The organism is Microvirga mediterraneensis (assembly GCF_013520865.1).
Taxonomy (GTDB): domain Bacteria; phylum Pseudomonadota; class Alphaproteobacteria; order Rhizobiales; family Beijerinckiaceae; genus Microvirga; species Microvirga mediterraneensis.
The window spans coordinates 4,112,499-4,137,950 of record NZ_JACDXJ010000001.1; the positions used below are offsets into that span (position 1 = coordinate 4,112,499).

Annotated in this window: 23 protein-coding genes; 17 read left to right on the top strand and 6 right to left on the bottom strand. The window is 65.7% G+C overall.

Annotation, left to right across the window (positions count from 1 at the left end; all coding sequences use genetic code 11):
- Nucleotides 1-49 precede the first annotated feature (49 nt).
- The 3 genes from H0S73_RS19495 to H0S73_RS19505 form a co-directional block, all read right to left on the bottom strand.
- Nucleotides 50-913 carry a 4-(cytidine 5'-diphospho)-2-C-methyl-D-erythritol kinase gene (locus H0S73_RS19495; protein ID WP_181054394.1) on the bottom strand — a complete coding sequence of 288 codons (864 nt, stop codon included), beginning with the start codon at nucleotides 911-913 and terminating at the stop codon, nucleotides 50-52.
- Nucleotides 914-1,055: 142 nt separating this feature from the next.
- On the bottom strand, nucleotides 1,056-2,846 hold the full coding sequence (locus H0S73_RS19500; RefSeq protein WP_181053703.1) for a tetratricopeptide repeat protein: 1,791 nt from the start codon (nucleotides 2,844-2,846) through the stop codon (nucleotides 1,056-1,058).
- 270 nt (nucleotides 2,847-3,116) lie between these two features.
- A complete protein-coding gene (locus H0S73_RS19505; RefSeq protein ID WP_181053704.1) occupies nucleotides 3,117-4,781 on the bottom strand; it encodes an electron transfer flavoprotein-ubiquinone oxidoreductase in 1,665 nt (554 codons plus the stop codon).
- A gap of 237 nt (nucleotides 4,782-5,018) precedes the next feature.
- On the opposite strand from H0S73_RS19505, the gene H0S73_RS19510 reads away from it, so the two are divergent.
- The 4 genes from H0S73_RS19510 to moaB all read left to right on the top strand — a co-directional run bounded on the left by H0S73_RS19510 (nucleotide 5,019) and on the right by moaB (nucleotide 8,171).
- Nucleotides 5,019-5,585 carry a methylated-DNA--[protein]-cysteine S-methyltransferase gene (locus tag H0S73_RS19510; protein ID WP_181053705.1) on the top strand — a complete coding sequence of 189 codons (567 nt, stop codon included), beginning with the start codon at nucleotides 5,019-5,021 and terminating at the stop codon, nucleotides 5,583-5,585.
- Nucleotides 5,586-5,651: 66 nt separating this feature from the next.
- On the top strand, nucleotides 5,652-6,488 hold the full coding sequence (locus H0S73_RS19515; protein ID WP_181053706.1) for a uracil-DNA glycosylase: 837 nt from the start codon (nucleotides 5,652-5,654) through the stop codon (nucleotides 6,486-6,488).
- An 89-nt stretch (nucleotides 6,489-6,577) separates the two neighbouring features.
- Nucleotides 6,578-7,444 carry a KPN_02809 family neutral zinc metallopeptidase gene (ypfJ, locus tag H0S73_RS19520; RefSeq protein ID WP_181053707.1) on the top strand — a complete coding sequence of 289 codons (867 nt, stop codon included), beginning with the start codon at nucleotides 6,578-6,580 and terminating at the stop codon, nucleotides 7,442-7,444.
- Between the two features lie 172 nt (nucleotides 7,445-7,616).
- Entirely contained in the window at nucleotides 7,617-8,171 is a 555-nt protein-coding gene (moaB, locus tag H0S73_RS19525) for a molybdenum cofactor biosynthesis protein B (protein ID WP_181053708.1), read from the top strand.
- Here the strand turns inward: moaB and H0S73_RS19530 are convergent, their stop codons facing one another.
- Nucleotides 8,172-8,663 (bottom strand): hypothetical protein, encoded by a 492-nt coding sequence (locus H0S73_RS19530; RefSeq protein ID WP_181053709.1) that lies wholly within the window; start codon nucleotides 8,661-8,663, stop codon nucleotides 8,172-8,174.
- Between the two features lie 218 nt (nucleotides 8,664-8,881).
- On the opposite strand from H0S73_RS19530, the gene H0S73_RS19535 reads away from it, so the two are divergent.
- From H0S73_RS19535 to H0S73_RS19555, 5 genes are all read left to right on the top strand, one after another.
- Nucleotides 8,882-9,967, top strand: a complete 1,086-nt coding sequence (locus H0S73_RS19535; RefSeq protein WP_246389327.1) for a PA0069 family radical SAM protein — start codon at nucleotides 8,882-8,884, stop codon at nucleotides 9,965-9,967.
- Nucleotides 9,968-10,279: 312 nt separating this feature from the next.
- A complete protein-coding gene (locus H0S73_RS19540; protein ID WP_181053711.1) occupies nucleotides 10,280-10,957 on the top strand; it encodes a ribonuclease HII in 678 nt (225 codons plus the stop codon).
- 157 nt (nucleotides 10,958-11,114) lie between these two features.
- The gene (locus H0S73_RS19545; protein ID WP_246389102.1) at nucleotides 11,115-12,311 is read left to right on the top strand and encodes a site-specific DNA-methyltransferase; all 1,197 of its coding nucleotides are present in this window, start codon (nucleotides 11,115-11,117) and stop codon (nucleotides 12,309-12,311) included.
- Nucleotides 12,312-12,450: 139 nt separating this feature from the next.
- Nucleotides 12,451-13,431 (top strand): ABC transporter substrate-binding protein, encoded by a 981-nt coding sequence (locus tag H0S73_RS19550; protein WP_181053712.1) that lies wholly within the window; start codon nucleotides 12,451-12,453, stop codon nucleotides 13,429-13,431.
- Nucleotides 13,428-15,239 carry an ABC transporter permease gene (locus H0S73_RS19555; protein WP_343058418.1) on the top strand — a complete coding sequence of 604 codons (1,812 nt, stop codon included), beginning with the start codon at nucleotides 13,428-13,430 and terminating at the stop codon, nucleotides 15,237-15,239. The genes H0S73_RS19550 and H0S73_RS19555 overlap by 4 nt, the downstream gene beginning before the upstream one ends.
- Nucleotides 15,240-15,263: 24 nt before the next feature.
- Here H0S73_RS19555 and H0S73_RS19560 read toward each other — a convergent pair whose 3' ends face one another.
- Nucleotides 15,264-16,124, bottom strand: coding sequence for an alpha/beta fold hydrolase (locus tag H0S73_RS19560; RefSeq protein ID WP_181053713.1), 861 nt, complete (start codon nucleotides 16,122-16,124; stop codon nucleotides 15,264-15,266).
- Between the two features lie 207 nt (nucleotides 16,125-16,331).
- Here H0S73_RS19560 and H0S73_RS19565 point away from each other — a divergent pair, with 207 nt between their 5' ends.
- Nucleotides 16,332-17,228 carry a LysR family transcriptional regulator gene (locus tag H0S73_RS19565; RefSeq protein ID WP_181053714.1) on the top strand — a complete coding sequence of 299 codons (897 nt, stop codon included), beginning with the start codon at nucleotides 16,332-16,334 and terminating at the stop codon, nucleotides 17,226-17,228.
- Here the strand turns inward: H0S73_RS19565 and mutY are convergent, their stop codons facing one another.
- Complete coding sequence (gene mutY, locus H0S73_RS19570; RefSeq protein WP_181053715.1) at nucleotides 17,229-18,332, bottom strand: A/G-specific adenine glycosylase; 1,104 nt, start codon at nucleotides 18,330-18,332, stop codon at nucleotides 17,229-17,231. It lies immediately after the preceding gene.
- A gap of 95 nt (nucleotides 18,333-18,427) precedes the next feature.
- Here mutY and H0S73_RS19575 point away from each other — a divergent pair, with 95 nt between their 5' ends.
- The 7 genes from H0S73_RS19575 to H0S73_RS19605 all read left to right on the top strand — a co-directional run bounded on the left by H0S73_RS19575 (nucleotide 18,428) and on the right by H0S73_RS19605 (nucleotide 25,446).
- Nucleotides 18,428-18,919, top strand: a complete 492-nt coding sequence (locus tag H0S73_RS19575) for a DUF721 domain-containing protein (protein WP_181053716.1) — start codon at nucleotides 18,428-18,430, stop codon at nucleotides 18,917-18,919.
- A 72-nt stretch (nucleotides 18,920-18,991) separates the two neighbouring features.
- Nucleotides 18,992-19,630, top strand: a complete 639-nt coding sequence (locus H0S73_RS19580; RefSeq protein WP_181053717.1) for a DsbA family protein — start codon at nucleotides 18,992-18,994, stop codon at nucleotides 19,628-19,630.
- A 45-nt stretch (nucleotides 19,631-19,675) separates the two neighbouring features.
- Nucleotides 19,676-23,134, top strand: coding sequence for a chromosome segregation protein SMC (gene smc, locus H0S73_RS19585; RefSeq protein ID WP_181053718.1), 3,459 nt, complete (start codon nucleotides 19,676-19,678; stop codon nucleotides 23,132-23,134).
- Nucleotides 23,135-23,340: 206 nt separating this feature from the next.
- Nucleotides 23,341-23,712, top strand: a complete 372-nt coding sequence (locus H0S73_RS19590) for an AtpZ/AtpI family protein (RefSeq protein WP_181053719.1) — start codon at nucleotides 23,341-23,343, stop codon at nucleotides 23,710-23,712.
- Between the two features lie 59 nt (nucleotides 23,713-23,771).
- Nucleotides 23,772-24,500: a F0F1 ATP synthase subunit A gene (locus H0S73_RS19595; RefSeq protein ID WP_114944899.1), complete on the top strand. Its 729-nt coding sequence runs from the start codon at nucleotides 23,772-23,774 to the stop codon at nucleotides 24,498-24,500.
- Between the two features lie 55 nt (nucleotides 24,501-24,555).
- The gene (locus H0S73_RS19600; RefSeq protein WP_009764739.1) at nucleotides 24,556-24,780 is read left to right on the top strand and encodes a F0F1 ATP synthase subunit C; all 225 of its coding nucleotides are present in this window, start codon (nucleotides 24,556-24,558) and stop codon (nucleotides 24,778-24,780) included.
- Nucleotides 24,781-24,897: 117 nt separating this feature from the next.
- The gene (locus tag H0S73_RS19605; protein ID WP_181053720.1) at nucleotides 24,898-25,446 is read left to right on the top strand and encodes a F0F1 ATP synthase subunit B family protein; all 549 of its coding nucleotides are present in this window, start codon (nucleotides 24,898-24,900) and stop codon (nucleotides 25,444-25,446) included.
- The last annotated feature ends 6 nt before the right edge of the window (nucleotides 25,447-25,452 follow it).

Genomic DNA, 25,452 nt, shown 5'->3' on the forward strand with positions numbered 1-25,452 from the left:
GAGAAGTCTGCGCAACTTCGTCTCGTCATTCTGTGAAACGGAACCTTGTTCAGCGCAAGTTAGTGTCCTTCACCCACCATTCGGGCCGTGCGCGCCTGATGTCCTTCGCCGCCTCGGCGGCGGTCTTGCAGTCCTCATAGAGCCCGAAAACCGTCGCGCCTGAACCGGACATGCGCGCCAGACGGCAACCTGCGGTCTGCCGGAGCAGATCGAGCGCTTCGCCGATCAGGGGCTGAACGCGCAGCGCGGGCGGTTCGAGATCGTTGCGCGCGGTCTTCAGCGTGTCGAGGAGCGAACCCCACTCGACGAGCGGGTGTCCAGCTCCCGAAAGACGCTCTCCGGGCTGGAGCCCGAGAGCCTTGAACACCGCTGGCGTCTCCACCGGCACACGTGGATTGACCAGTACGGCGAACAGGTGCGGCAGGTTCAGCGGTTCTCCGAGATCCTCACCTACCCCACGCATCATGCGCGCCCTCGGCTCCAGGCAGACCGGCACGTCGGCACCGGTCAGGCGGGCAGCCTCGCGCACGGCTGGATGAGACAGCGGCAGGCCGTTCAGCCGGGCCAGGAGCCGCAGGGCGGCGGCCGCATCCGAGGAGCCGCCCCCGATCCCGGCGGCCACCGGCAGGCGCTTCGTCAGGTGGAAGGTGCCGAGTTGCAGGCCCTCCACACGATCCGCCAGAAGGCGTGCGGCCTTCAGGACGAGGTTGTCGGCATCATTTCCTGCCAGAGGGGCCGTCGGACCACCGACTTCGAGCGCCAGCCCCTCCCCCGGCTCCAACCGCAGATCGTCCCCCGTGCCCGCGAAAGCCACGAGGCTTTCCAGGTCATGATAACCGTCGGCCCGGCGCCCGAGCACATGGAGCGTCAGATTGATCTTGGCGGGAGCGCGGGTGGCGAGCGGCTGGGGCATGGCGTTTCCATGCCCGAGAGCGGGGCGGTTGGGAAGGGCCGTCGTCATGGCCGCACTTGCTGCGACCATCCACGCCTTGGAACGATGGTGCTTAAGACGTGGATGCCCGGCACAAGGCCGGGCATGACGTGAGAGGGTTTTGCTAGCCGCCGTTCTGCTTCGGCGCTTCCGGCTGCGGCGGAGGCGCGTTCTCGGCGGCGGCGGGCTTAGGGTCCTCTTCGAGACCGTTGTCGATCTTCTTGAGGATCTTCACCAGCTCCTCGTGCTCGGGATCCGAGTTCTTGGCGTGGTCCCACTGGAACTTCGCCTCGAGCTTGCGGCCGACCTTCCAATAAGCATCGCCCAGGTGGTCGTTGATGGTCGGATCGCCGGGCTTCAGCTCGACGGCCTTTTCCAGCTCGCGCACGGCGTCGTCGTAACGGCCCATGCGGTAATAGGCCCAGCCGAGCGAGTCGATGATCATGCCGTCGCGGGGCGCGAGCTCGACGGCCTTCGTGAGCATCTTGAAGGCTTCGTCGATGTTCATGTTCTGGTCGACCCAGGAATAGGCGAGATAGTTCATCACCTGCGCCTTGCCGGCCGGAAGTCCGTCGGGAACGAGTTCCAGGGACTTCTTCAGGTCGGCTTCGGCCTTGTCCCACTGCTTCGCGCGCTCATAGGACGTGCCGCGATAGAAGTAGAGGATCCAGTGGCCGCGCTCCGGCTGGCCGATCAGCTTGATGGCCTTGTCGTAGGTCTCGGCGGCTTCCGCAAACTTCTTGCGCGAGCGCTGCACGTTGCCCAGCGCCATGACGACTTCCACGTCGTCCGGGCGCTCCTTCATGAGCTTTTCGAGGTGGGCGATGGCGTCATCGCCGCGCCCCATGAGCTCGAAATTATGCCCGATGGAGATATCGGCGCTCGGCCGGACGGGCGATTCCTTGGGAATGCGCTCGAAGATCACATTGGCCTTGTCGTATTGCTTCAGGCGCTCGTAGACGTCGCCGAGGGTGACGAGGGCCAGCGGATGATCGGGCTTCAGATCGAGGCCGAGCCGCAGGTAGATGATGGCGGTCAGCTCGTCCCCTTGCGTGTTGCCGACGACACCGAGGCCGTAGAGCAGCTCCGCCGCGCCGTCCTGGGCATTGGTGACGAGCGGCAGGAGAGGCTTGTCTTCCTCGAGCGACTTCATGGCGGCGCGGACGATCGGATGGCGCGGCGCCACCTCGTCGAAGGCCTTGTAGATCTTCAGCGCCTCGTCCTTGCGGCCGCGCTTGGCCAGGAAGCGGCCATAGGCGTCGACCACCTGCAGGGTGTTGCGCTCGCTCTCATAGGCCGCCTTGAAGCGCTTCTCGGCCTCGGCGGGATTGCCCACCACATCGGCGATGAGCGCCGCGTGATACTCCCTGAACTGGTCGAAAGCGCGCTCGTTCTTGAGCTTGTCGACGGTGGCGAGGGCCTGTTTGCCGTCCTTGGAGCCGGCATAGGTCCAGGCCGTGAGCAGCGTCGCCGTCAGGTCGGCCTGACGCCCGCGCGTCCCCTTCGACAGGCGGCTGCGCGCATCGGCGTATTTCTGGCTCTTCATGGAGCGGACAGCGAGAGCGAACTGCGCCAGGTTGTTGGAGGCATCCTGCGCCGAGAGCCGCTCGGCCGCGCGCACGGCCTCGCTCATGGAGCCGTTGGCCAGGAAGGCCACGAAGGCCCGCTCCAGAAGCTCCTGGTTGCGGGGATCCTCCTGGATCGCCTCGCGGAAGAAGATGGTCGCCGCCTCGGTATCCCGCGCGGACCCCGCCACGTAGGCGGACAGGAAGTTGCCCTCCAGGCTCTGGGCCGGCGTCAGGGGCTCGTCCTGGGCCGTGTTGGCCGCGACGGCCGGGGCCGTCAGAAGGCCGGCCGCCAAAAGCATCAATGCAGGCAGACCCTTACGGGCCAAAGGCAGTTTCAAAATGGGCACGAAGCGCGGCTCCAATCATCGCAGCATCTCTGGACAGCGGAGATGTGCGCCAAATCAGGCCGGAGAATGGCGTTTCCCTCCTGTGGCCGCAAGGGGAAGATTGCCGCTGGCCCCGTAAAAGCGTCGTGAAGGGGATTGGCGAATGCTATGGCGTCATCCCGGGGCTGCGCAGCATAACCCGGGATCGTCCTCAGAATATAGCGCCATAGTCGCCTTGCGATCCCGGATCTCCGCTGCGCTTCGTCCGGGATGACAGTTCAAAAGCTAAGGTCACATATTGACGTAGTTCGGCCCGCCGCCGCCTTCGGGGGTAACCCAGGTGATGTTCTGGTTCGGGTCCTTGATATCGCAGGTCTTGCAGTGGACGCAGTTCTGGGCGTTGATCTGGTAGCGCGCACCGCCCTCGCCCTCGACCCATTCGTAGACGCCCGCCGGGCAGTAGCGCTGCGACGGCCCGCCATAGACGTCGTGCTCGGAGGCCTTCTGCAGTCCCATGTCCTTGACCTTGAGATGGACCGGCTGATCCTCCTCATGGTTGGTGTTGGACAAAAACACCGAGGACAGCTTGTCGAAGGTCAGTACCCCGTCGGGCTTGTCGTACTTGATCGGCTTGACCTGATCGAGCGGCAGCAGGCACTCGTGGTCGGGCTTGCCGTGCTTCATCGTGCCGAAGGGCGACCAGCCGAAGATCTCCGTCAGCCACATGTCGAGCCCGCCCAGCGCCACGCCGGCCGCCGTGCCGTATTTGGACCAGAGCGGCTTGACGTTGCGTACGCGCTTGAGGTCGTAGCCGATCGGCGAGGCGCGCCAGGATTCCTCATAGGCCGCGACCTCGTCATGGGCGCGGCCCGCCTGCAGGGCAGCGAAGACGTGGTCGGCGCAGAGCATGCCCGACAGGACGGCGTTGTGGCTGCCCTTGATGCGCGGCACGTTCACGAAGCCGGCGGAATCGCCCACCAGACAGCCGCCAGGGAACGAGAGGCGCGGCACCGATTGCCAGCCGCCCTCCATGATGGCGCGTGCCCCGTAGCCGATGCGCTTGGCGCCCTCGAACACGTCGCGCACCATCGGGTGCGTCTTGAAGCGCTGGAACTCCTCGAAGGGCGACAGGGTCGGGTTCTTGTAGTTGAGGTGGACCACGAAGCCGACCGACACGAGGTTGTCGTCGAAATGGTAGAGCCAGGAGCCGCCGCCGGCATTGTTCGGCAAAGGCCAGCCCATGGAATGGCGCACGAGGCCCGCTTGGAACTTGTCGGGCTGGACCTGCCAGAGCTCCTTGATGCCGATGCCGTATTTCTGGTGGTCGCGGCCCTGGTTCAGGCCGAAGCGCTCGACCATCTGCTTGGTCAGCGAGCCCCGCGCCCCCTCGCCGAAGATCGTGTACTTGGCGCGCAGCTCCATGCCGCGGGTGAAGTTGGCGTTGGGCTCGCCGTTGCGGCTGATGCCCATGTCGCCGGTGGCGACGCCCACCACCTTGCCGTCCTCGACCAGCACCTCTGAGGCGGGGAAGCCGGGATAGATCTCGACGCCGAGTTCCTCCGCCTTGCGGCCGAGATAGCGGGCGACGTTACCGAGCGAACCGACGAAGTTGCCGTGGTTGTTCATGAGCTTGGGCATGAACAGGTTGGGCAGCGTCACGCCGCCGGCGTGTCCCAGATACATGAACTCGTCGGCGGTCACTTCCGTCTTGAGCGGGCGGTCGGGATCCTGGCGCCATTCCGGCAGGAGGGCATCGAGGCCGATGGGGTCGATCACCGCGCCCGAGAGGATGTGGGCTCCGACCTCGGAGCCCTTCTCGACCACGACCACCGAGATGTCCGCGCCCTGCTCCAGCGCCTGCTGCTTGAGCCGGATGGCGGTCGCCAGGCCGGCAGGACCCGCGCCCACGACGACGACGTCGAACTCCATCGATTCACGGGCGGGCAGATCGGACATGGCTTCCTCCTGATACGCAGCGGCAACGTGCGAAACGACGAAAGGTTTACATATGAACCATCCGTTCGATTTCTCAAGTCATTCTCATCGGTGTCTCTCCTAGCTTCAATGCCGCGAAGCTGAAAGTTCTCATTCCGCATAAGGTTATGCCAAAACCCGATGAAATCCGTCGCCCTCCCTGGGAGCGGGGCAGGCTGCCCGGGTTGTCCGGCCAGGATCGGAGGTTTACGATCGAGCATGCGGGATCACTCCTCAGGCCCTACGATGTTCTATACGCTCTTCGAGACCTCCATCGGGCTCTGCGGCCTCGCCTGGAACGCGCGTGGCGTGATCGGCTTCCAGCTTCCCGAGGACGATGCCTCCACAACCCGCAGACGGCTCACGAAGAGGTTTCCCGGGATCGTCGAAGTCCCGCCGCCACCGGATATCCAAGGCATCATCACGGACGTGGCCGCCCTGCTGCGGGGGGAAGCGCGCGATCTGACGGCCGTTCCTCTGGACATGGACGACGTGCCGGAGTTCGACCGCCGCGTCTATGAGGTCGCCCGTGGCATCCCGCCTGGACGTGTCCTGACTTACGGAGAGATCGCGTCCCAGCTCGGCATCAACAACGCCCGGGCGATCGGCCAGGCGCTCGGGCGCAACCCGTTCGCGGTCATCGTGCCGTGCCATCGGGTCGTCGCTGCGAACGGCGGGCTTGGCGGCTTCTCGGCCAATGGCGGCGCCACGACCAAGCGCCGCCTCCTCGCCATCGAGGGCGCCAGACGCGACGAGAGCCCGACGCTGTTCGACCTGATCTCGTAGGGTAAACCCTTGGGTTCTTTGCAGGCCCGAGTTGTTCCCCTGGCCCGGAATGCTTACATAGAGCCCATGCAGGATCTCCCTTCCGACCGCGACGCTCTCCAGGCGCTCCTCGACTTCCATGTCGAGGCGGGCGCGGACCTCGCGCTCGACGAGACCCCGCACAACCGCTTTGTCGAACCCAAGACCGAGCGCGCTCCGGCCAAGGCTACAGCTCAGGCTTCCGCTTCCAAGGCGTCTCCCGCTTCCTCCGCCCCCTCCCCCCGCGCCCTGCCGAAAGCAGCCGCGAGCGCTCCGGAAGAGGTGGCGATCATGGCCCGGGAGCAGGCGCGGCATGCGCAATCCCTGGAGGAGCTGGAGGCCATTCTCGCGGGCTTCGACGGCTGCGCCCTGAAGTTCTCGGCCAAGAACCTTGCCTTCGCGGACGGCAACCCGGAAGGGCGCGTCATGCTGGTCGGAGAGGCGCCCGGCGCGGACGAGGACCGGATCGGCAAGCCGTTCATGGGCCGCTCCGGCCAGCTGCTCGACCGCATGCTCGCGACCATCGGGCTCGACCGCACCCAGGTCTATGTCGCCAACATCGTGCCCTGGCGCCCGCCGGGCAACCGCACCCCGACCCCGCAGGAAATCGCCATCTGCAAGCCGTTCATCGCGCGGCAGATCGAGCTGGCTTCCCCCGAGATCGTGCTCTGTCTCGGCGGACCCGCCGCCCAGAACCTGCTCGGCCTCAAGGATGGGATTCTGCGCACGCGCGGCCGCTGGTATACTTACAAGACTGAGGATGGGCGGGAGATGAAGGCCTTGCCGACCCTGCATCCGGCCTATCTGCTGCGCCAGCCCCTGCAGAAGCGGCTCGGCTGGCGGGATTTCCAGGCTCTGCGCCGAGCTCTCGACGGACGGGAGTAAGAGGCTCTCGCGGCCCGGTTCGGAACCGGTCTATACGCTCAAGCCTTAAGCATCTGCGGCGAGGTACGCCGCTGCCTTGAAGGTGGATCATGCGCTGGGAAGACTTTCGAACCTCGTCCAATGTGGAAGACCGTCGCGGCATGGGCATGGGCGGTGCGGGCGGCCTCGGCATCGGGACCATCGTGATTCTCGGCCTCGTGGGCTGGGCGCTCGGAATCGACCCGCGCATCCTGATCGGCGGCGCCGAGATGATGACGGGCGGCGGCTCCGGCTATCAGCAACAGCAGCAGGGCCGCCAGGGCACGCCGCAGGACCAGGCCGGGCGCTTCGCCGCCGCCATCCTCGGCAATACGGAGGACGTGTGGAAGGAGGTTCTGCCCCAGCAGGCCAACCGGCAGTACCAGCCGCCCAAGCTCGTGCTCTTCTCGGACGCGACCCGTTCCGGCTGCGGCGGCGCGCAATCGGCCATGGGGCCGTTCTACTGCCCGCTCGACCAGACCGTTTACATCGACCTTTCCTTCTTCCAGGAGATGCAGCAGCGCTTCCGCGCGGGCGGCGACTTCGCCTATGCCTACGTGCTGGCCCACGAGGTCGGCCATCACGTGGAAAACCAGCTCGGCATCCTGCCGCGCGTCCAGGAGCGTCAGCAACAGGTCGGGCGAGCCGAGGGCAACCAGCTCTCCGTGCGCGTCGAGCTGATGGCGGATTGCCTCGCCGGCGTCTGGGCGCACCATTCCAACCAGCGCTGGCAGTCGCTCGAGCAGGGCGACATCGAGGAGGCGATCCGTGCCGCCGAGGCCATCGGCGACGACCGGCTGCAGAAGCAGAGCCAAGGCCGCGTGGTCCCCGACAGCTTCACCCACGGCTCCTCCGAGCAGCGCATGCGCTGGCTCACGACCGGCCTGAAGACCGGCTCGGTCCAGGCCTGCGACACGTTCCGGGCGGCGAAGCTCTAATTTAGTCCCAAGACGTCATCCCGGACGGCGAAAGCCGTTCCGGGATCGTTACCAGGACAAGGCGCTATTCTCATCCAGCGATCCCGGATCTCGCTTCACTCGTCCGGGATGACGCCGATGGCAGTGGATGATCCGCTGCGCTAGAAGAATGTCGATCACGCGAGAGCTTTCCATGCCCGGCATCGACGACACGCTCCCTTTCATTCCCTTGAGCATCGCCGTGCTCACCGTGTCCGACACGCGCTCCCTCGACGAGGACAAATCGGGCACGACGCTCGCCGATCGCCTGACAGCAGCGGGACACCGGCTGGCCGACCGGGCCGTCGTGACCGACGACGTGGAGGCGATCCGCGATAAGGTGCGGGGCTGGATCGCTGAGCCTTCCATCGACGTGGTCATCACCACGGGCGGCACGGGCTTCACCGGCCGCGACGTGACGCCGGAGGCCATCGAGCCCCTGTTCGACAAGCGGATGGAGGGTTTCTCGGCCGTCTTCCACCGAATCTCTTACGACAAGATCGGCACCTCGACGATCCAGTCCCGGGCGACGGCGGGCGTGATCGGAACGACCTTCGTGTTCGTGCTGCCGGGTTCGCCCGGCGCCTGCAAGGATGCCTGGGACGGCATTCTGGCGAACCAGCTCGATTACCGGCACCGGCCCTGCAATTTCGTCGAGATCATGCCGCGCCTCGACGAGCACCTGAAGCGGGGAAAGCTGAAGGGCTGATCACCCGAACACCGGGTCACGCTCGATGGTAGCCTGGAGCCGTACGGGCATGCGGGTCCTTACCTCTTTCAACAGCACCCGGCGGTGAACCAGATCGCCGGCGCGCACCTTCGAATCCGCGAACAGATTGGTGAGAGCACTCGCCACGCCGCCGCGCCGACGCCGCATTCTGGCAAGCCCCTGCTCAGGCCTCGAGAGCGCCACGAACCGGTCGAGCACCCGGATCCAGCCCTCCTGCGGAATGTCGCCGTCATCGAGGCACAACAGCCAGTCGCGCCGGGCCACCTGTGCCCCCTCGATCCAGGAACCGCGTCGGGCCATCACCAGGGTCGCCCCGGCGGCATCGGCCACTTCCGCCAGAACCTCATCCTGCTGATCGGTCAGAATGACGGCATCGCCGATCAGCCCGGCGGCGACGGCCGGGACGAGGGCGCTCAGGGTGGCAGCTAGGGCTTCGGGCCCATGGGATACGCGGACGAGAACAGTAATCATATGAACACTATAGTGGCTCCGAACCCGGGCGTCGCTAGGACATTCTTGCCGATGCGGTCTTGATTTTGTTCCTGATTTGTTCTTAAGCTCCGGCTTCCGACACAGATTCGTTCGAGCCCGCCATGAGCGTTCGCGCCAAAGATCCCGTCCGCGATCCTTTCCGCACCCGGCCTGCCAAGCGCACCCCTTTGGAAGCAGCGGAAGCCGCCCGGCGGCGCATGGACGATCCGGCCTATCGGGTCGAGGTGGAGCGACGCCGGGGCCGTGGCGCCTCGGCCAACCCGTCCGGACGCTATGAGCCGGCCCAGCGCGAAGGCTTCGACGACGGATGGGATCTCGATGAGGAGCTTCCCGCCCTGCCGACCGAGGTCATCGTCGAGAAGCCGCGCACGATCATCACCAGGAACGACTCGCCCGACATCCTGTTCGAGAAGTCGATCAACCCCTATCGCGGCTGCGAGCACGGCTGCTCCTACTGCTTCGCGCGGCCCACGCACGCTTTCCAGGGACTGTCCTCCGGGCTCGATTTCGAGACCAAAATCTTCGCCAAGCCCAATGCGGCGGAACTGTTGGAGAAGGAGCTGCGGGCGCCGAACTACCAGCCGACGACGATCGCGCTCGGCTCCAACACCGACCCGTACCAGCCGGTGGAGCGGCGCTTCCGCATCACCCGGTCCATCCTCGAAGTGCTCAACCGGATGAACCATCCCGTCGGCATCGTGACGAAATCGGCTCTCGTGACCCGCGACATCGACATCCTGAGCCAGATGGCCGAGCGGCAGCTCGCCAAGGTGGCGATCTCGGTCACGACGCTCGACCCGAAGCTCGCCCGGCGGATGGAGCCCCGCGCCGCCGCGCCGGCCAAGCGCCTGGAGACGATCCGCAAGCTGTCCGAGGCCGGCATCCCGGTGTCGGTGCTGGTCGCGCCCATCATCCCGGCCATCAACGACCACGAGATCGAGGCGATCCTGAAGGCCTGCGCGGAAGCCGGCGCCGAGGAGGCGGGCTATGTGCTCCTGCGCCTGCCCCACGACCTCAAGGACCTGATGCGCGACTGGCTCGCCGAGCATTATCCGGACAAGCTCAAGCACGTCTTCACGCTCCTGCAGGAGGCGCGCGGCGGCAAGGATTATGACGCCGAGTGGGGCACCCGCCAATCCGGCATCGGCCCCTATGCCTGGATGCTCGGCCGCCGATTCGAGACGACGGCCGAACGGCTCGGGCTGAACAAGCGGAACCTGAGATTGCGCAAGGACCTGTTCCAGGTGCCGCCGAAGGAGACGGGACAATTGAGCCTTTTCTAGGTTTCCGGGTCACGTCAGGCCCCCACGTCATGGCCGGCCTAGCAATCACTATATTGCGAAGGTGTGGCCGGGAATGACACAGGTGTCCCTGCACGTCACCACCGGTTTTGTGCCGGTGATCTCGATTGTATGAAGCGCCGAGCCTGTCCAATCGGGATGGCCGGGACGAGCCCGGCCATGACGTGGTGGATGGCATCAAAGGCGAGCGCAGCGTGGTCAAATTCTCCCGTCCCGCCTCTGTTGGGAATGACACTTCAGCACAAGGCCGGTGACGACGTGTGAAGGTGCGACTCTCATATCCACGTATGAGGGATGACAGCGCCCGGCGTTCCCGCTTTCATCCCGCGCATGACAGACGCGATTCGCCTGAAGCAGAAACCCGGCCTCGGCCTCGACCGCGAGCTCTCCGCCCGCGCGCAAGGCTTCACCTGCATCGCGGGCCTCGACGAGGTCGGGCGCGGGCCGCTGGCCGGGCCGGTGGTGTCTGCGGCGGTCGTGCTCGATCTCGACAACGTGCCGCGGGGCCTTGCCGATTCGAAGGCCCTGACGGCGGCGAAGCGCGAGGCGTTGTTTACGGAAATCCTTGCGACGTCGCATGTCGGCATCGCGTCGGTGTCGCATCGGGAGATCGACACCATCAACATCCGGCAGGCCTCCCTGCTCGCCATGTGCCGGGCGCTCGCCGCCCTTCCCTGCAAGCCCGACATGGCTTTCGTGGACGGCAACGATCCGCCGAATCTCCCCTGCGCGACGGAGGCGGTCATCAAGGGTGATTCGTCCATCGCGTCGATCGCGGCGGCGTCCATCGTGGCGAAAGTGGTCCGGGACCGCATGATGGCACGGCTCGGGAACGCTTATCCCGCCTATGGTTTTGCCGGCAACGCGGGCTACAGCACCAAGGCGCATCTCACGGTGATCGCCAGCGAGGGTCCCTGCCCGTTTCACCGCCTGAGTTTCTCGCCTCTGCGCCAAGGGTTACTGGACCTGTAACCTCCCTTAACGTTGATTAACGAAAAAACACAATATTTTCAATGCGTAGGCAAGTTTTGCCGATCCAAAATATTTGGACTTTCTCGCATTTGGAAACCTCCTCTTTACCCTATCCGATCATGATCCTGAGTGTCAGTTGCGTAACCGGTGATCACCCATGGGTACCTCGCGTACCGGGGCTGCCGGCGCCGCCTCCCGGATCCATGTCTCGCGTACCGGGCGGTCTGCGCCGGCTCCTCGGACGGGGCGTAAACCGCCCCTCTCCGTTCTGCCGCCGTCTCTTCCTCTCAATGAGATTCTTCTCGGCGACTGCATCGCCAATCTCGAGAAGCTTCCTCCTGAGAGCGTGGACGTGGTCTTCGCGGATCCGCCTTACAATCTCCAGCTCGAACAGGCGTTGACGCGCCCGGACCAGAGCCTCGTCGACGCGGTCGACGACGACTGGGACAAGTTCGCGAGCTTTGCCGATTACGACGCGTTCACCCGCGCGTGGCTTCTCGCCGTGCGCCGCGTGATGAAGAAGAACGCGACGCTCTGGGTCATCGGCTCCTATCACAACATTTTCCGCGTGGGCGCAGCCCTGCAGGATCTCGATTTCTGGATCCTCAACGACATCGTATGGCGCAAGGCCAACCCGATGCCGAACTTCAAGGGCCGCCGCTTCACCAACGCGCACGAGACCATGATCTGGGCCTCGAAGAGCGCGGAGTCGAAGGGCTACACCTTCCATTACGATGCGCTCAAAGCCGGCAACGAAGACGTGCAGATGCGCTCGGACTGGTTCCTGCCGATCTGCACCGGCGACGAGCGCCTGAAGGATGCTCAAGGCCGCAAGGTGCACCCGACGCAGAAGCCCGAGGCCCTGCTCGCGCGCATCCTGCTCGCCTCGTCCAACCCGGGCGACGTGGTGCTCGATCCCTTCTTCGGCTCCGGCACGACGGGAGCGGTCGCCAAGATGCTCGGACGCAGCTTCATCGGTCTGGAACGGGATTCGACCTATGCGAAGGCGGCGCGGGCGCGGATCGACGCCGTCGAGCCTCTCTCCGACGTCTCCATCGCGGCAGCCCCCGAGAAGCGCACGGAAGTGCGCGTGCCGTTCCTGTCGCTCATCGAGGCGGGCCTCGTGAAGGCGGGCGAGACCCTGGTGGACGAGCGCCGCCGCCACAAGGCGGTGGTGCGCGCCGACGGCACAGTGGCGCTCGGCGCCATCGTGGGCTCGATCCACAAGATCGGTGCCCTGACGCAAGGGTTCCCCTCCTGCAACGGCTGGACCTTCTGGAATGTGGAGCGAGACGGCAAGCTCGTCTCCATCGACGAGTTCCGGGCGAAGGTGCGCGCCGAATTGGCCGCTTGACCTTTATCGCGTTTTGGATTTTCCGAGAGGGCCAGCCGAAAGCTGGCCCTTTTCCTTTAGCGCACTAACCTATCGTCACAGAGGCGTCATCCAAGACCGCTAGCGCGGGACAGCCTTACCGAAAGAGAGGATCTGCCCCGTGCCCTTCAAGCGTCTCCTGCCTCTGCTTGCCGTTCTTGTGCCCGCCGTCGCGCAGGCCCAGGGGCTTTCCGGCAATCTCGTCCTCTATACGAGCCAGCCCAACACCGATGCCCAGCAGACCATCGATGCCTTCAAGGCCAAGAATCCGGGCGTCAACGTCACCTTCGTGCGCGACGGAACGCCGAAGATCCTCGCCAAGCTGAGCGCGGAGTTCGAGGCCGGACAGCCCCGGGCCGACGTGCTGCTGATCGCCGACAGCGTCACCATGGAGGGCCTGAAGAAGGAAGGCCGGCTTCTGGCGCACGAGAAGGCCGACGTCTCCGCTTACCCGGCGGGCACGCACGACAGCCAAAAATTCTGGTTCGCCACCAAGCTGATCACCACGGGCATCGCCTACAACACGAAGGCGAGTTTCAAGCCGACCTCGTGGCAGGATCTCACGCGGCCCGAGGTCAAGGGCCAACTCGTGATGCCGAGCCCGCTCACCTCGGGCGCAGCCCTCATCCATGCCGCGACGCTCACCGGCACCATGGAAGGCGGCTGGAAATACTACGAGGCGCTCAAGGACAACGATGCCGTCGCGGGCGGCGGCAACGGCGACGTGCTCAAGCAGGTGGCCGGTGGCCAGAAGCTCTACGGCGTGATCGTCGACTACATGCCGATCCGCGAGAAGGCCAAGGGTGCGCCGGTCGAATTCGTGTTCCCGAAGGAAGGCGTCTCGGCGGTGTCCGAACCTGTCGCCATTCTGAAGAGCGCGAAGAACCCGGATGCCGCCCGCGCCTTCGTCGACTTCCTGCTCTCGAAAGAAGGCCAGGAGCTGGCGCTGAAGCAAGGCTACATCGCGGCTCATCCCGCCGTCGCCCTGCCCGAAGGCTATCCAGCGCGCGAGCAGATCAAGGTCATGAGCTTCGACGCCGCCAAGGCGCTCGCGGACGAGACCAGGAACAAGGCGGCCTTCGCCGATATCTTCGGCCAGTGAGAGATCGCCTTCAGACCAAGGCATTCCTGGAGCGGGGAGGTTTCGGCCTTCTCGCTCTTGTCGCTTTGCTCGTGTTCGCCTTCGACGTCCTGCCCGCCCTGCGATTGCTGATCGCCGCGCTCTTTCCGGGTGGCGCCTTCAATCCGGATGCCATGCTCTCCGCGCTCTCCAGCCGCTCGGCATCGAGCGCGGCCCGCGCGACGCTCGAGACGGCACTCTGGTCGACGCTCCTAGCCCTGCCTCTCGGCACGGCCATGGCGCTCCTCCTCGGCATCACCGATATCCGCAGGCGTCGCATCGCGTCGTTCCTTTTCGTCCTGTCGGTGATGATCTCGCCCCAGGTGATCGCGCTCGCCTTCCTGCACCTGACGGGCCCCGCCTCCCCGATCCTGAACGCGCTCGGCCTTGCGCCTGAAGCAGGCAGCGCCAATCCGATGCTCGGGCGCGGAGGCATCATCCTGGTGCTCGGACTGCATCACGCGCCGCTCGTCTATGTGGTGATGAACGCGGGTTTGAAGCGCATTCCGCTTGCAGTCGTCGAAGCGGCCCGCATCGATGGCGCGCGGCCCGCCCGAATCCTGATCGACCACCTGATGCCGTTGCTGCGTCCGCATCTCGTCGGCGCGGCCCTGCTCGCCTTCGTGGCCGGGATCGGCAATTTCGGCATTCCGGCGCTCCTCGGCGCGCCGGTGAACTACCTGACGCTCCCGGTTCTCATCTACCGGCGTCTGTCGAGTTTCGGCACCGACATGATCGGCGACGTATCGGCCTTCGGTCTACTCGTCGCGGCGATTGCCATCGTGTGCGTTGCGGCAAGCCAGTTTCTCACGCGCAGGGACGCCGTCCATCTGGAGGACGACACGCCTCTGAAGCCGTTCTGGTTTCTCAGCCGTGCGCGCGCCACGGCAGAAATTTTCGTCGGCATTGTCCTGACCGCGACACTTCTCCTGCCGATCCTGTCGCTCATGGCATCGGCCCTCGTTCCCTCCTACGGCATGCCTCTCTCACTCGCGACGATCACCCTCGACAATTTCGTCGAAGTGCTCGCGCGCCAGGACGTCACGATCCGCGCCTTCAGGAACTCGCTGTTTTATGCCGGCGGAGCGGCGTTGCTCCTGTCGTTGATCGTCGTGCCGGTCGCCTACGCGTTGATCCGCCTGATGGGCCGATGGAGGATCCTCGCGGCCTCTCTCATCGAGATCTCCTATGTGCTGCCCGGCATCGTGCTCGCCATCGCGTGCATCCTGCTCTTCCTGAAACCGCTGCCGCTCGTGCGCGTGTCGCTCTACGCGACGCCGTGGATCATCGTCTTCGCCTATCTGGCCCGGTTCCTGTCGGTGGCGCTGAAACCGGTGCTCGCGGGCATGGCGCAGGTCGACGTCGCCCAGGAGGAAGCCGCGGCCATCGACGGGGCACGTCTGGCGCAGAGACTCTTCGAAATCGTGATGCCGTCCCTGCTTCCCGCCGCCGTCGCGGGAGGGCTGATGGCGTTCCTGCTCGCCTTCGGCGAACTCACGGTCTCGGCCCTGCTCTGGTCCGCCGGGACGGAGACCATCGGGGTCGTGCTCTACAATCTCGAGGAGGCGGGCCTCGCGAGCCAGGCCTCCGCGGTCGCCATCGTCATCGTCGCCGTGGTGACCGTCGCCATGCTCATTCTTGATGCGCTGGGAGAGCATCTCCCCGAGGGTGCCCTGCCCTGGCAATGCGAGGAAGAGGCACCCGCGCGCTCAGGCCACGGCCTGGATCGGGCAATGCTTCAAGCCAGCGGCGCTTCGCAGCTCAAGCCAAGGCCCGCGTTGAGCGCGTGAACAATCCCAGCCGGAATGGTCCGGTCAGGACGTCCCCGACCTGCCATGAGCGCCGAGCCACTCCAGCAACTCAGCATCGAACAGATCGCTCTCCTCGAGCTGCGGTGTATGCCCGCTCTTCTCGAAGACGCGCACGGTCAAATCCTTGAAGCTTCCGCGATACGGGTCCCATGTCGCATAGGGGGCAACAAGATAATCGTAGCGTCCAAGAGCCAGAAAGACCGGGATATCGACGGTCTCGAGTCCCTGGCTGATATCGAGGTCACGGAAGGTCTCGCCCCAGAGGTGATCGAAGACGGGCATGTTCACGTGGACGCCTTCCCAGAGCGGCCCCGCATCGTATTGGTAGTCGTACCAGCTCTTAGCGCCGAGGCGGATGCAGAAGGTGATGAAGCGTTTTTTCGGCTCGGCTTCGATCTCGGCGGGCAGAAGCGCGAGGTCGCTCGCGAGCTTCGCCTTCCTGTCGGGACAGACGGATTCCCGCCAGTACCGCTCCGATTCCTCCTGATGCGCAGCGCTGTGGCTCGGCCCCGTGCCGATCATCACGACGTCGGATACATGCTGGGGATAGCGCTTGGCGTATTCCAGCGCCATGTAGCCGTGACCAGAATGGCCAATGACAATGACCTTCTCGTGCCCGAAATGACGCCTCGCCAGCTCGATATCGTCAAGCACGACGTCAAGGCTGTATTCGGCGGGCTGCAAATCCTTCGCCCTCTTTGCGAAGCCGCGATGGTCGACGAAAATCATCTGAAGCGATCGGCGCAAGGTCTGCGAGAAGACGCGTGGGTAATAGACTGCGCTGCCGATCACGATGGCGGGCCTGCCCTGCCCCTCGACCACATAGGCCAACTCGAAGCCATCGGATGGAATGATGCCGTGCATGTCGCCGTTCCCGGACGCGAAAAACCTGGGTGGTTTCCCACGAAAGCTCTCGGCTTGTGAAGTCCCCCCACCCCTTCACGCGTGAACGGCACTCTTATGAGCATGTGCGGCTGCGGAAAAGGTGACTTCGAGCGATGGTGGGCTCGTCCCCAGGCCACCGGAACATCCCCCTATGCCGAACCCGGTCCAACGCTTTAGCATCCTGTCATGGCTTCTTCGTCTCTCGACCCCGTCCGCCCCGCCTTCGTCGAACCGTCCTGGGACGATTTGCGGATCTTTCTCGCCGTGGTGGCTCATGGATCGATGAACAGCGCCGCGAAGGCACTCGGCCAGAGCCAGCCGACCGTCGCTCGGCGCATCAAGGTGCTGGAGGACGCGCTGGGCCTCTCCCTCTTCCAGCGCGGGCCGAACAATCTCGAGCTGACGGAAGCAGGCCAGGCCATCCTCGAGGCGGCGAGTCCCATGGGCGACGCGGCCGCCGTCGTGTCGCGGACGGCCGCCGCCTACAGGCCCGATCCCGACGCGCCGGTGCGGATCACGGCCACCGCCTCGGTGACCCTGTTCCTGTCCCTCTACGCGGCCCAGCTGCACGAAGCGGCGGCGCCGGTGGAAATCGCCTATATCCCGACGCGCCGCCGACTCGATCTCGCCTCCGGCGAGGCCGATATCGGCCTGCGGATGCGCAACCTGCCGGAGGGGACGGACGATCTCGTGGCGCGGAAAATCGGCCAGATCGCCTTCGCCATCTATGCCCGCACGGACAATCCCACGGCGGTCATCGCGCCGCCGGAGGACCCGACGCTCTCCCGCCAGGCCGCCTACGTGGCCGAGTTCGCCCAGGGACGCACCATCGTGGCGCGGATCGGCGACATGCCGATCCGCTATCAGGCGGCCAAAGCAGGCCTCGGCGCCGCCTTCCTGCCCTGCTGGCTCGGCGATTCGGACCCCAGCCTCATCCAGATCACGAAGCCGGAGGGCGACCTGATCGAGGACGTCTTCCTCGTCATGCACCGCCGCAGCCGAAACCGTCCCAACGTGACGCGGGTGGCGAATGCCTTGGCTGCGCTGTTCAAGAAGAACCACAAGGCGCTGGTGGGCACCTGATCAATCCTTCGCGGATGCCTTCGCCTTCCCGCCCGGGATCTCCCCCAGCGCATGCACCAGCACCTTCTTCATGGCGCCGGGCAGCGCCTCCTCGTGCAGTTGGAGGCGCGGAGTCCAGCGCATGTCCTCGGGGGCCGGCGTTCCCTTGGCGACCTTGGCGAACAGAACCGTGAGCTCCAGCGGGAAATGGGTGAAGACGTGTTTCACCGTGCCCGGCAGGCGCTGCCAGCGCGCCTCGATGGGCGCGTCGAGCACGGCGCGGGAGGGTTGATAATCCGGCTCCCAGGTGCTCGTCGGCGGCTCGGCCATGCCGCCGAGAAGCCCCTGCGGCGGACGGGTGCGGAGCAGGATGGTGTCGTCGGCGCGCAGGACCACGAAGGCCGCGCCCTTGCGCAGCTGCCCGGTCTCCTTCTTCTGCTTCTTCGGAAAGGTCTCCTGCAGGCCCTCGGCCCGAGCCCTGCAGGGCACCATCCAGGGGCAGAGCGCGCAGGCCGGACGCTTGGGCGTGCAGATGGTGGCGCCGAGATCCATGACGGCTTGGGCGAAATCGCCCGGCCGGTCCGCCGGCACCAGCTCCTCGGTGAGGGAGCGGATCAGGGGCTTGGCTTTCGGCAACGCCTCCTCGACCATGAAGATGCGGGACATCACCCGCTCCACGTTGCCGTCCACGGCGGCCGCCTTCTGGTCGAACGCGATGGCAGCCACGGCCGCCGCCGTATAGGCGCCGATGCCGGGGAGTTTCAGAAGCTCCGCCTCCGTGCCCGGAAAGAGCCCGCCATGCTTCTCCACGACCGCCTTGGCGCAGGCATGAAGGTTTCGGGCCCGGGAATAATAGCCGAGCCCCGCCCAGGCCTGCATGACCGCGTCGGAAGGGGCTTCCGCGAGGGCCTCCACGGTCGGGAAGCGCTCCAGGAAATTCAGGTAATAGGGCCTGACCGCCGTCACCGTCGTCTGCTGCAACATGATCTCGGACAGCCAGACCCGGTAGGGATCCGCCGTCACGCCCGGCTTGGCGCGCCACGGCAGGTCCCGCCGGTGACGGTCGTACCAGGCGAGGAGATCCTGCGGGTCGGGCTTGGTCGCGCTCGGAGCGGGCGTTAACATGGGATTCGGAATAGCGTTCTACACGGAATATTCCAACGCGGCTTTTGGACATTCAACATGAGACGACCGAGGCGACAGTGAGACGTCCAAGACCTTTGGCCCGCCCCCTTGCCGAGTTTCTCGACGTCTGCCTGTCTCCCAGCCTGGCGGCGCAAGGCTTTGCGACCTCCGACATCATCATGGCCTGGCCCGATATCGTCGGCGAGCGGCTCTCCGCCTTCACCCAGCCGCTCAAGATCGAGTGGAAGCGCAAAGCCCCCCATGCCGACCCAGAGGCGCGGCCCGATCCGGCGACCCTCGTGATCCGGGTCGAGAGCGCCTTCGCCCTCGAACTCCAGCATCTGGCCCCGACCGTCATCGACCGGGTGAACACCTATTACGGCTGGCGCTGCATCGGAAAGCTGGTGCTGAAACAAGGGCCCGTGCGGCGGGTTGAGAAGAAGCGCCCGCCCCCCCGAGCCCTCACCCCCGCCGAGAGGGACAAGGTGGACCGGGCCGTCGGGCCGATCGAGGAGGAATCCTTGAAGGCGGCGCTCGACCGACTGGGCCAGGCGATCGTCAGCTCCGGTTCACGCACGAAAGCGTGAGATATTGGGCGCTTGCCTCCAAGGCCAAGTCATTCTACCGCAGGACGAAATCTCTTCAGGAGCTTCCCCACGATGATCACCCGGCGTCAGACGCTTCAGCTTCTCGGAACCGCAGCCGCGACCGTCTATCTCGGCATGAGCCTTCCGGCGCTTGCCCAAAACGTGTCCGCCCAGGACCTCGCGGTCCAGGGACCCATGGGCGATATCGCCCTCGGCCCCGCCGACGCCAAGGTGACGATCATCGAGTATGCCTCGATGACCTGCTCCCATTGCGCCCATTTCCATGCCACGACCTGGCCCGAGCTGAAGAAGCGGTACATCGATACCGGCAAGGTCCGCTTCGTGCTGCGCGAATTCCCGCTCGATCCCTTGGCCACGGCCGGTTTCATGCTCGCCCGCTGCGACGGCAAGGACAAGTACTACCCGATCACGGACCTGCTCTTCGACCAGCAGAAGAACTGGGCCTTCGTCGACAAACCCCTCGATGCTCTCCGGGCCATGCTGAAGCAGGCAGGTTTTTCACAGGAAAAATTTGATGCTTGCCTCAAGGACCAGAAACTATATGACGCAGTCAACGCGGTGAAGAACCGGGCTATGGAGCAGTTCAAGGTGGACTCCACGCCTACTTTCTTCATCAATGGTCAGCGCCATCCTGGAAGCCTGTCGATCGATGAGCTTGAGAAGATCATCAAGCCGATGCTGGGCGAATAAGCCCCTGAACCCTGCCTCCATGAGGCGGGACGGAAAGGCGCGTCCATGAAGCTGACGCGCCTTCGCATTGCCGGCTTCAAGACCTTCGTCGAGCCGACCGACTTCCTGATCGAGCCGGGCCTGACCGGCGTCGTCGGGCCGAATGGCTGCGGCAAGTCCAACCTCGTCGAGGCCCTGCGCTGGGTCATGGGGGAGAACTCCCACAAGAACATGCGCGCCACGGGAATGGACGACGTCATCTTCTCCGGCTCCGGCAACCGCCCGGCCCGTAACTGGGCCGAGGTGATGCTCACCATCGACAACATGGAGCGCACGGCCCCGGCCGCCTTCAACGACACCGATCTCCTGGAGATCTCGCGCAAGATCGAGCGCGAGGAAGGCTCGACCTATCGGGTCAACGGCAAGGAAGTCCGCGCCCGCGACGTGCAGATCCTGTTCGCGGATGCGGCGACCGGCGCCCGGTCTCCGGCCCTCGTCCGCCAGGGCCAGATCAGCGAGATCATTTCCGCCAAGCCCCAGGCCCGCCGCCGCATCCTGGAAGATGCCGCCGGCATCGCGGGCCTCCACGCCCGCCGGCACGAGGCGGAGCTGCGCCTCAAGGCCGCCGAGGACAACCTCGTCCGCGTCGAGGACGTGATCCGCGAGCTGGAGAGCCAGATCGAGAGCCTGAAGCGCCAGGGCCGGCAGGCCTCCCGCTACAAGAACCTCTCGTCCGAGATCCGTCGCCTCGAAGCCCTGATGTACGCCATCAGCTTCGCCGAGGCCCGCGAGCAGGCCGCCACCGCCGAACGGCAGGTCGCCGAGGATCTCAAAGCCGTCGCCGACGCCACCGAGGAGCAGACCCGGGCCGCCACCGCCCAGGCCGTCGCCGCCCATGGCCTGCCGGCCCTGCGCCAGGCGGAGGCCGCCGCCGCGGCCGCCCTGCAGCGCCTGACCCATGCCCGCAACGAGCTCGAATCGGAAGAGCGCCGCTCCAAGGAGCGCGTCGTCGAGCTGGAACGCCATATCGGCGATCTGAACCGCGATCTCGCCCGCGAGGCGGCGCAGCGCACGGATGCCCAGGCGACCATCGAGCGGCTTCAGTCCGAGGCCGACGAGATCGCGCTCACCACAGACGGGGCGGACGACGTCCGCGCCGAGGCCGAGGAGCGCCTACAGACCGCTGAAGCCGAGCTGGCGGAAGCCGAAGCGGCCTTGAGCGCCCTTCAGGCCCAGACCTCCGACCTCAATGCCCGCCGCGCCGCCCTGGAACGCGCCGTGCGCGAGGAAATGGAGCGCGCCTCCCGCTTCCGTTCCGAGAAGGAGCGGCTCGAGCGCGAGATCGCCGCCCTCTCCGGCACGCCGGAGGACGGCCTCTCCCTCGACGACCTGCGCGAGGAAGCCGCGATGGCGGAAGAGACCGCCCAGGGCGCCGAAGAGGCGGTGATCGAGGCGCGCGAGACCCTGTCCGCTGCCCGAGAGGCCGAAACCCGCCTGCGACAGCCCCTCAACGAGGCCGAGCGGACGGCCCAGCGCCTGGAAACCGAGGCGCGCACGCTCGCCAAGCTCGTCACTTCCGCGACCAGCGACCTCTGGCCTCCGGCGGTCGACCAGATCACGGTCAGGAAAGGCTACGAGACGGCTTTGGGCGCGGCCCTCGGGGACGATCTCGAAGCCTCGGTCAACCCGACCGCTCCGCACCATTGGGCCGAGACCCAAGGGGGTGCGGACGATCCGGCTCTGCCGGAGGGCGTCATGTCCCTGGCGGATCTCGCCCAGGCACCGTCCCAGCTTCAGCGCCGCCTGCGCCAGATCGGCGTGGTGAGCAAAGCCGACGGCCTGCGCCTGCGCGGCCTCCTGAAGCCCGGCCAGCGTCTCGTCACCGAAGAAGGCGATCTCTGGCGCTGGGACGGCTTCACGGCCGCCGCCGAGGCTCCCTCTCCGGCCGCCCGTCGCCTGGCGGAGAAGAATCGCCTCGGCGATCTGGAGCGCGAGGCCGCTGCGGCCCGCGAACAGGCCGAACATCTGCGCCATGAGGCGGAAGCAGCCCTCGAGGCCGTCCGCAAGGCCGCCTCCCACGAAATGCAGGCCATCGAGGCCGCGCGCCAGACCCGGCAGGCGCTCGACGCCGCCCGGACCAGGCTGACCGCCGCCGAGCGCAAGGAGGCCGAACTCGGCCAGCGCCGCTCGGCCCTGCAGGAGGGCCTCGCCCGCCTGTCCGACAGCGAGGCGGAGTCCCTGGAGCGCGTGCAGGATGCGCAAGGCGCCCTGCAGGACCTCGCCCCCGCGCCGGATCTCGAAAGTCGCCTGCTCGAAGAGCGCACCCGGGTGGCGGAACGCCGGGCTGCCGCGTCAGAGGCTCGCGCCGCCCTCCAGTCCCTCATGCACGAGGGAGAGCTGCGCCGCCGCAGGCAGGAATCGATCGCCGCCGATATCCGCCTCTGGACCGAGCGTGCCGCCCGCGCGGCCAAGGCATTCGAGGATCTGGGCGAGCGCCTGGAGCGCGCCCAGGACGAGCACCAGCGCCTGCTGGAGGCTCCCGATACCTACCTTCAGCGGCGCCGTGCCCTCCTTTCCGAGGTCGAGCAGGCCGAGGCGAAGCGCAAGGAAGCCGCCGACCACCTCGCCGATGCGGAGACGAGTCTCGCCGAGTCGGACCGGGCCGCCCGCGCGGCCCTGGAGGCTCTGTCGGCCGCCCGCGAGGCCCGCGCCGGTTCGCAGGCCCGTCACGAGGCCGCCGTCGCACGTCTCGCCGAGATCACCCGCAACATCGCCGAGAATCTGGAGACGACGCCGGCCGGCCTCATCGAACTCGCGGGCCTGAAGGAAGGATTCGAGCTGCCCTCCCATGGCGAGATCGAATCCAAGCTTCATTCCCTCAAGAACGACCGGGAACGCCTCGGCGCCGTGAACCTGCGCGCCGACGAGGAACTGACGGAACTCGAGACCAAGTACAACGGCATCGCCGGCGAGCGGGACGACCTTGTCGAGGCCATCAAGCGCCTGCGCCAGGCCATCGGCAGCCTCAACCGCGAGGGCCGCGAGCGCCTGCTCGCCGCCTTCGACGTCGTGAACAACCACTTCAAGCAGCTGTTCTCCACCCTGTTCGGCGGCGGCACGGCGGAACTGACCCTGGTCGATTCGGACGATCCGCTGGAAGCGGGCCTCGAAATCCTCGCCCGTCCGCCCGGCAAGAAGCCCCAGAGCATGACCCTGCTCTCGGGCGGTGAGCAGGCTTTGACGGCCACAGCGCTGATCTTCGCGGTATTCCTCACGAATCCCTCGCCGATCTGCGTGCTCGACGAGGTGGACGCACCGCTCGACGACGCCAATGTGGAGCGCTACTGCGCCCTCCTGGAGGACATGGCCCGTCAGACGGAGACCCGGTTCGTGGTCATCACCCACAATCCGATCACCATGGCCCGGATGGACCGCCTGTTCGGCGTCACCATGGCCGAACGGGGCGTGTCGCAGCTCGTCTCCGTCGACCTGCAGAGCGCAGAGCGCATTCTTGAGGTAGCCTAAGGCTTTCAGGGCCGCCTTGCTTCGGCCTCAAAAACATGTGCGCTTTCGGCCCGAAGCCGCCCAAAAACACGGTTATTTTAACCATTTCAGTGACTTAGATCTTTTCAGACGGTTCTTGACAGGGTGGACCCCCGCTCATATGGTGCGCCCGGCTTTCGGGGCTGGGTTTCCAAGCATTTTCCCGCATCGCTTCAAAGGAGATCGCAATGGCGGACCCCAACGAGCGGAACGGAGACAATGGGCGGAAACCGGGCAGCGCCGACGATGCCGACCTGTCAGCGAGACTGCAATCGCTCGACGCACGGATCTCCCAAGCATCCGCGCAGCGAGCCGAAGCGGAACCTCGCTCCCGCCCGACGTCAGATTCCAGCGCTCTCGGCCAAGCCTTCAGGCTCTCGGCCGAATTCGTTGCAGGAGTGGCCGCCGGCGGAATTTTGGGTTGGATAGTCGACCGTCTGTTCGGGACTTCCCCTTGGGGTCTGATCGTTTGTCTGATACTCGGCTTCTGCGCCGGGATGCTCAATCTGATGCGAGCTGCCGGGATGGTCAAATCCGCCCGGTATGACGACAAGCGGTGACGGACTTGGACTTCGAACGCCGAACGGCATTTGATAACAACGAACTTTGAGAGCGGATCATGGCGAGCCCGATCGAACAATTCCAGATCAAGCCCATCATTCCGGTCATCAATTTCACCAATTCATCCCTGTTCATGATCGGCGCAGCCGCCGTGATCGTGGGCGGCCTCCTGCTGGCGACCCGCAAGCGCGCGGTCGTTCCGGGCCGCGCCCAGTCCATGGCGGAAGTCCTGCACGATTTCGTCGCCAACACGCTGGTCGATGCGACAGGCAAGGAGGGGATGAAGTTCTTTCCCCTCGTGTTCTCCCTCTTCATGTTCGTGCTGACCGCGAACCTGCTCGGCATGATCCCGGGCTTCTTCACGGTCACCAGCCACATCATCGTCACCTTCGCCCTCGCCATGCTCGTCATCGGCACGGTGGTGGTCTACGGCTTCATGAAGCACGGCACCCACTTCCTCGGCCTCTTCGTGCCGTCGGGCGTGCCGGCATGGCTCCTGCCCTTCATCGTGGTGATCGAGCTCATCTCGTTCCTATCCCGTCCGATCTCGCTGTCGCTGCGTCTCTTCGCGAACATGCTCGCCGGACACATCGCGCTGAAAGTTTTCGCGGGCTTCGTGGTCAGCCTCCTGGCTGCCGGCGGTGCCCTGACGATCCTCGCTCCGCTGCCGCTTCTCATGGCGGTTGCCCTCATGGCGCTCGAGTTCCTCGTCGCCGCTCTGCAGGCCTACGTCTTCACGGTGTTGACCTGCATCTACCTTAACGACGCGCTGCACCCGGGCCACTAGGTCTGCGCTGAGTTACATCTTCCCTCCCGATCACAGTATTCCCAAGGAGATCACAATGGATCCGGTTGCTTTCAAGTTCCTCGGCGCGGGCCTCGCCTGCATCGGCATGGGTCTCGCCGCTATGGGCGTTGGCAACATCTTCGGTAACTTCCTCTCCGGCGCCCTGCGCAACCCGTCGGCTGCCGACGGCCAGTTCGCCCGCGCGTTCATCGGTGCGGCGCTCGCAGAAGGTCTCGGCATCTTCTGTCTCGTCGTCGCTCTCGTTCTGCTCTTCACCTAATCTCAAGACGGTGATCGGGAGGTCGAGGCGCGCTCACGCGCTTCGCCTCGACAGGGGTGACGGCGGGCTCAACCGCCGTCATTCATGTTTGTAGGACCGTATACTAGGATCTGCTCCATGGCTCAGGCTCAGACGAACCACGCCACAACAGAGGCCCCCGGCGGCGCTCACGAGGATATCGGCTTTCCGCCCTTCGAGACGGAAACCTATGCCGGTCAGCTCCTCTGGCTGGCGATCACCTTCGTGGTGCTCTACACCCTGCTCTCCAGGCTGGTTCTCCCGCGTCTGGGCGGAATCATCGAGAACCGCCGCGCGATGATCGCCAACGATCTCGACGACGCGGCCGCCATGAAATCACGCGCCGAAGACGCCGGCGCCGCCTACGAGAAGGCCCTCGCCGAAGCCAAGGGCCGCGCCCAGGCCCTCGCGCAGGAAACCCGCTCCAAGCTCGCAGCCGAGAGCGACGCGAAGCGCAAGGCGCTCGAAGCCGACCTCAACCAGCGTCTCGCCGACGCGGAGGCGACGATCTCCGCCAAGAAGTCCGAGGCCATGAGCCACGTGGACGCCATCGCCCGCGACACCGCTTCCGCCATCATCGAGCGCCTGACCGGCAAGGCTCCGGCCCCGCAGAAGGTCGAAGCCGCTCTCAACCAGATCAAGGCCTGATCGGGA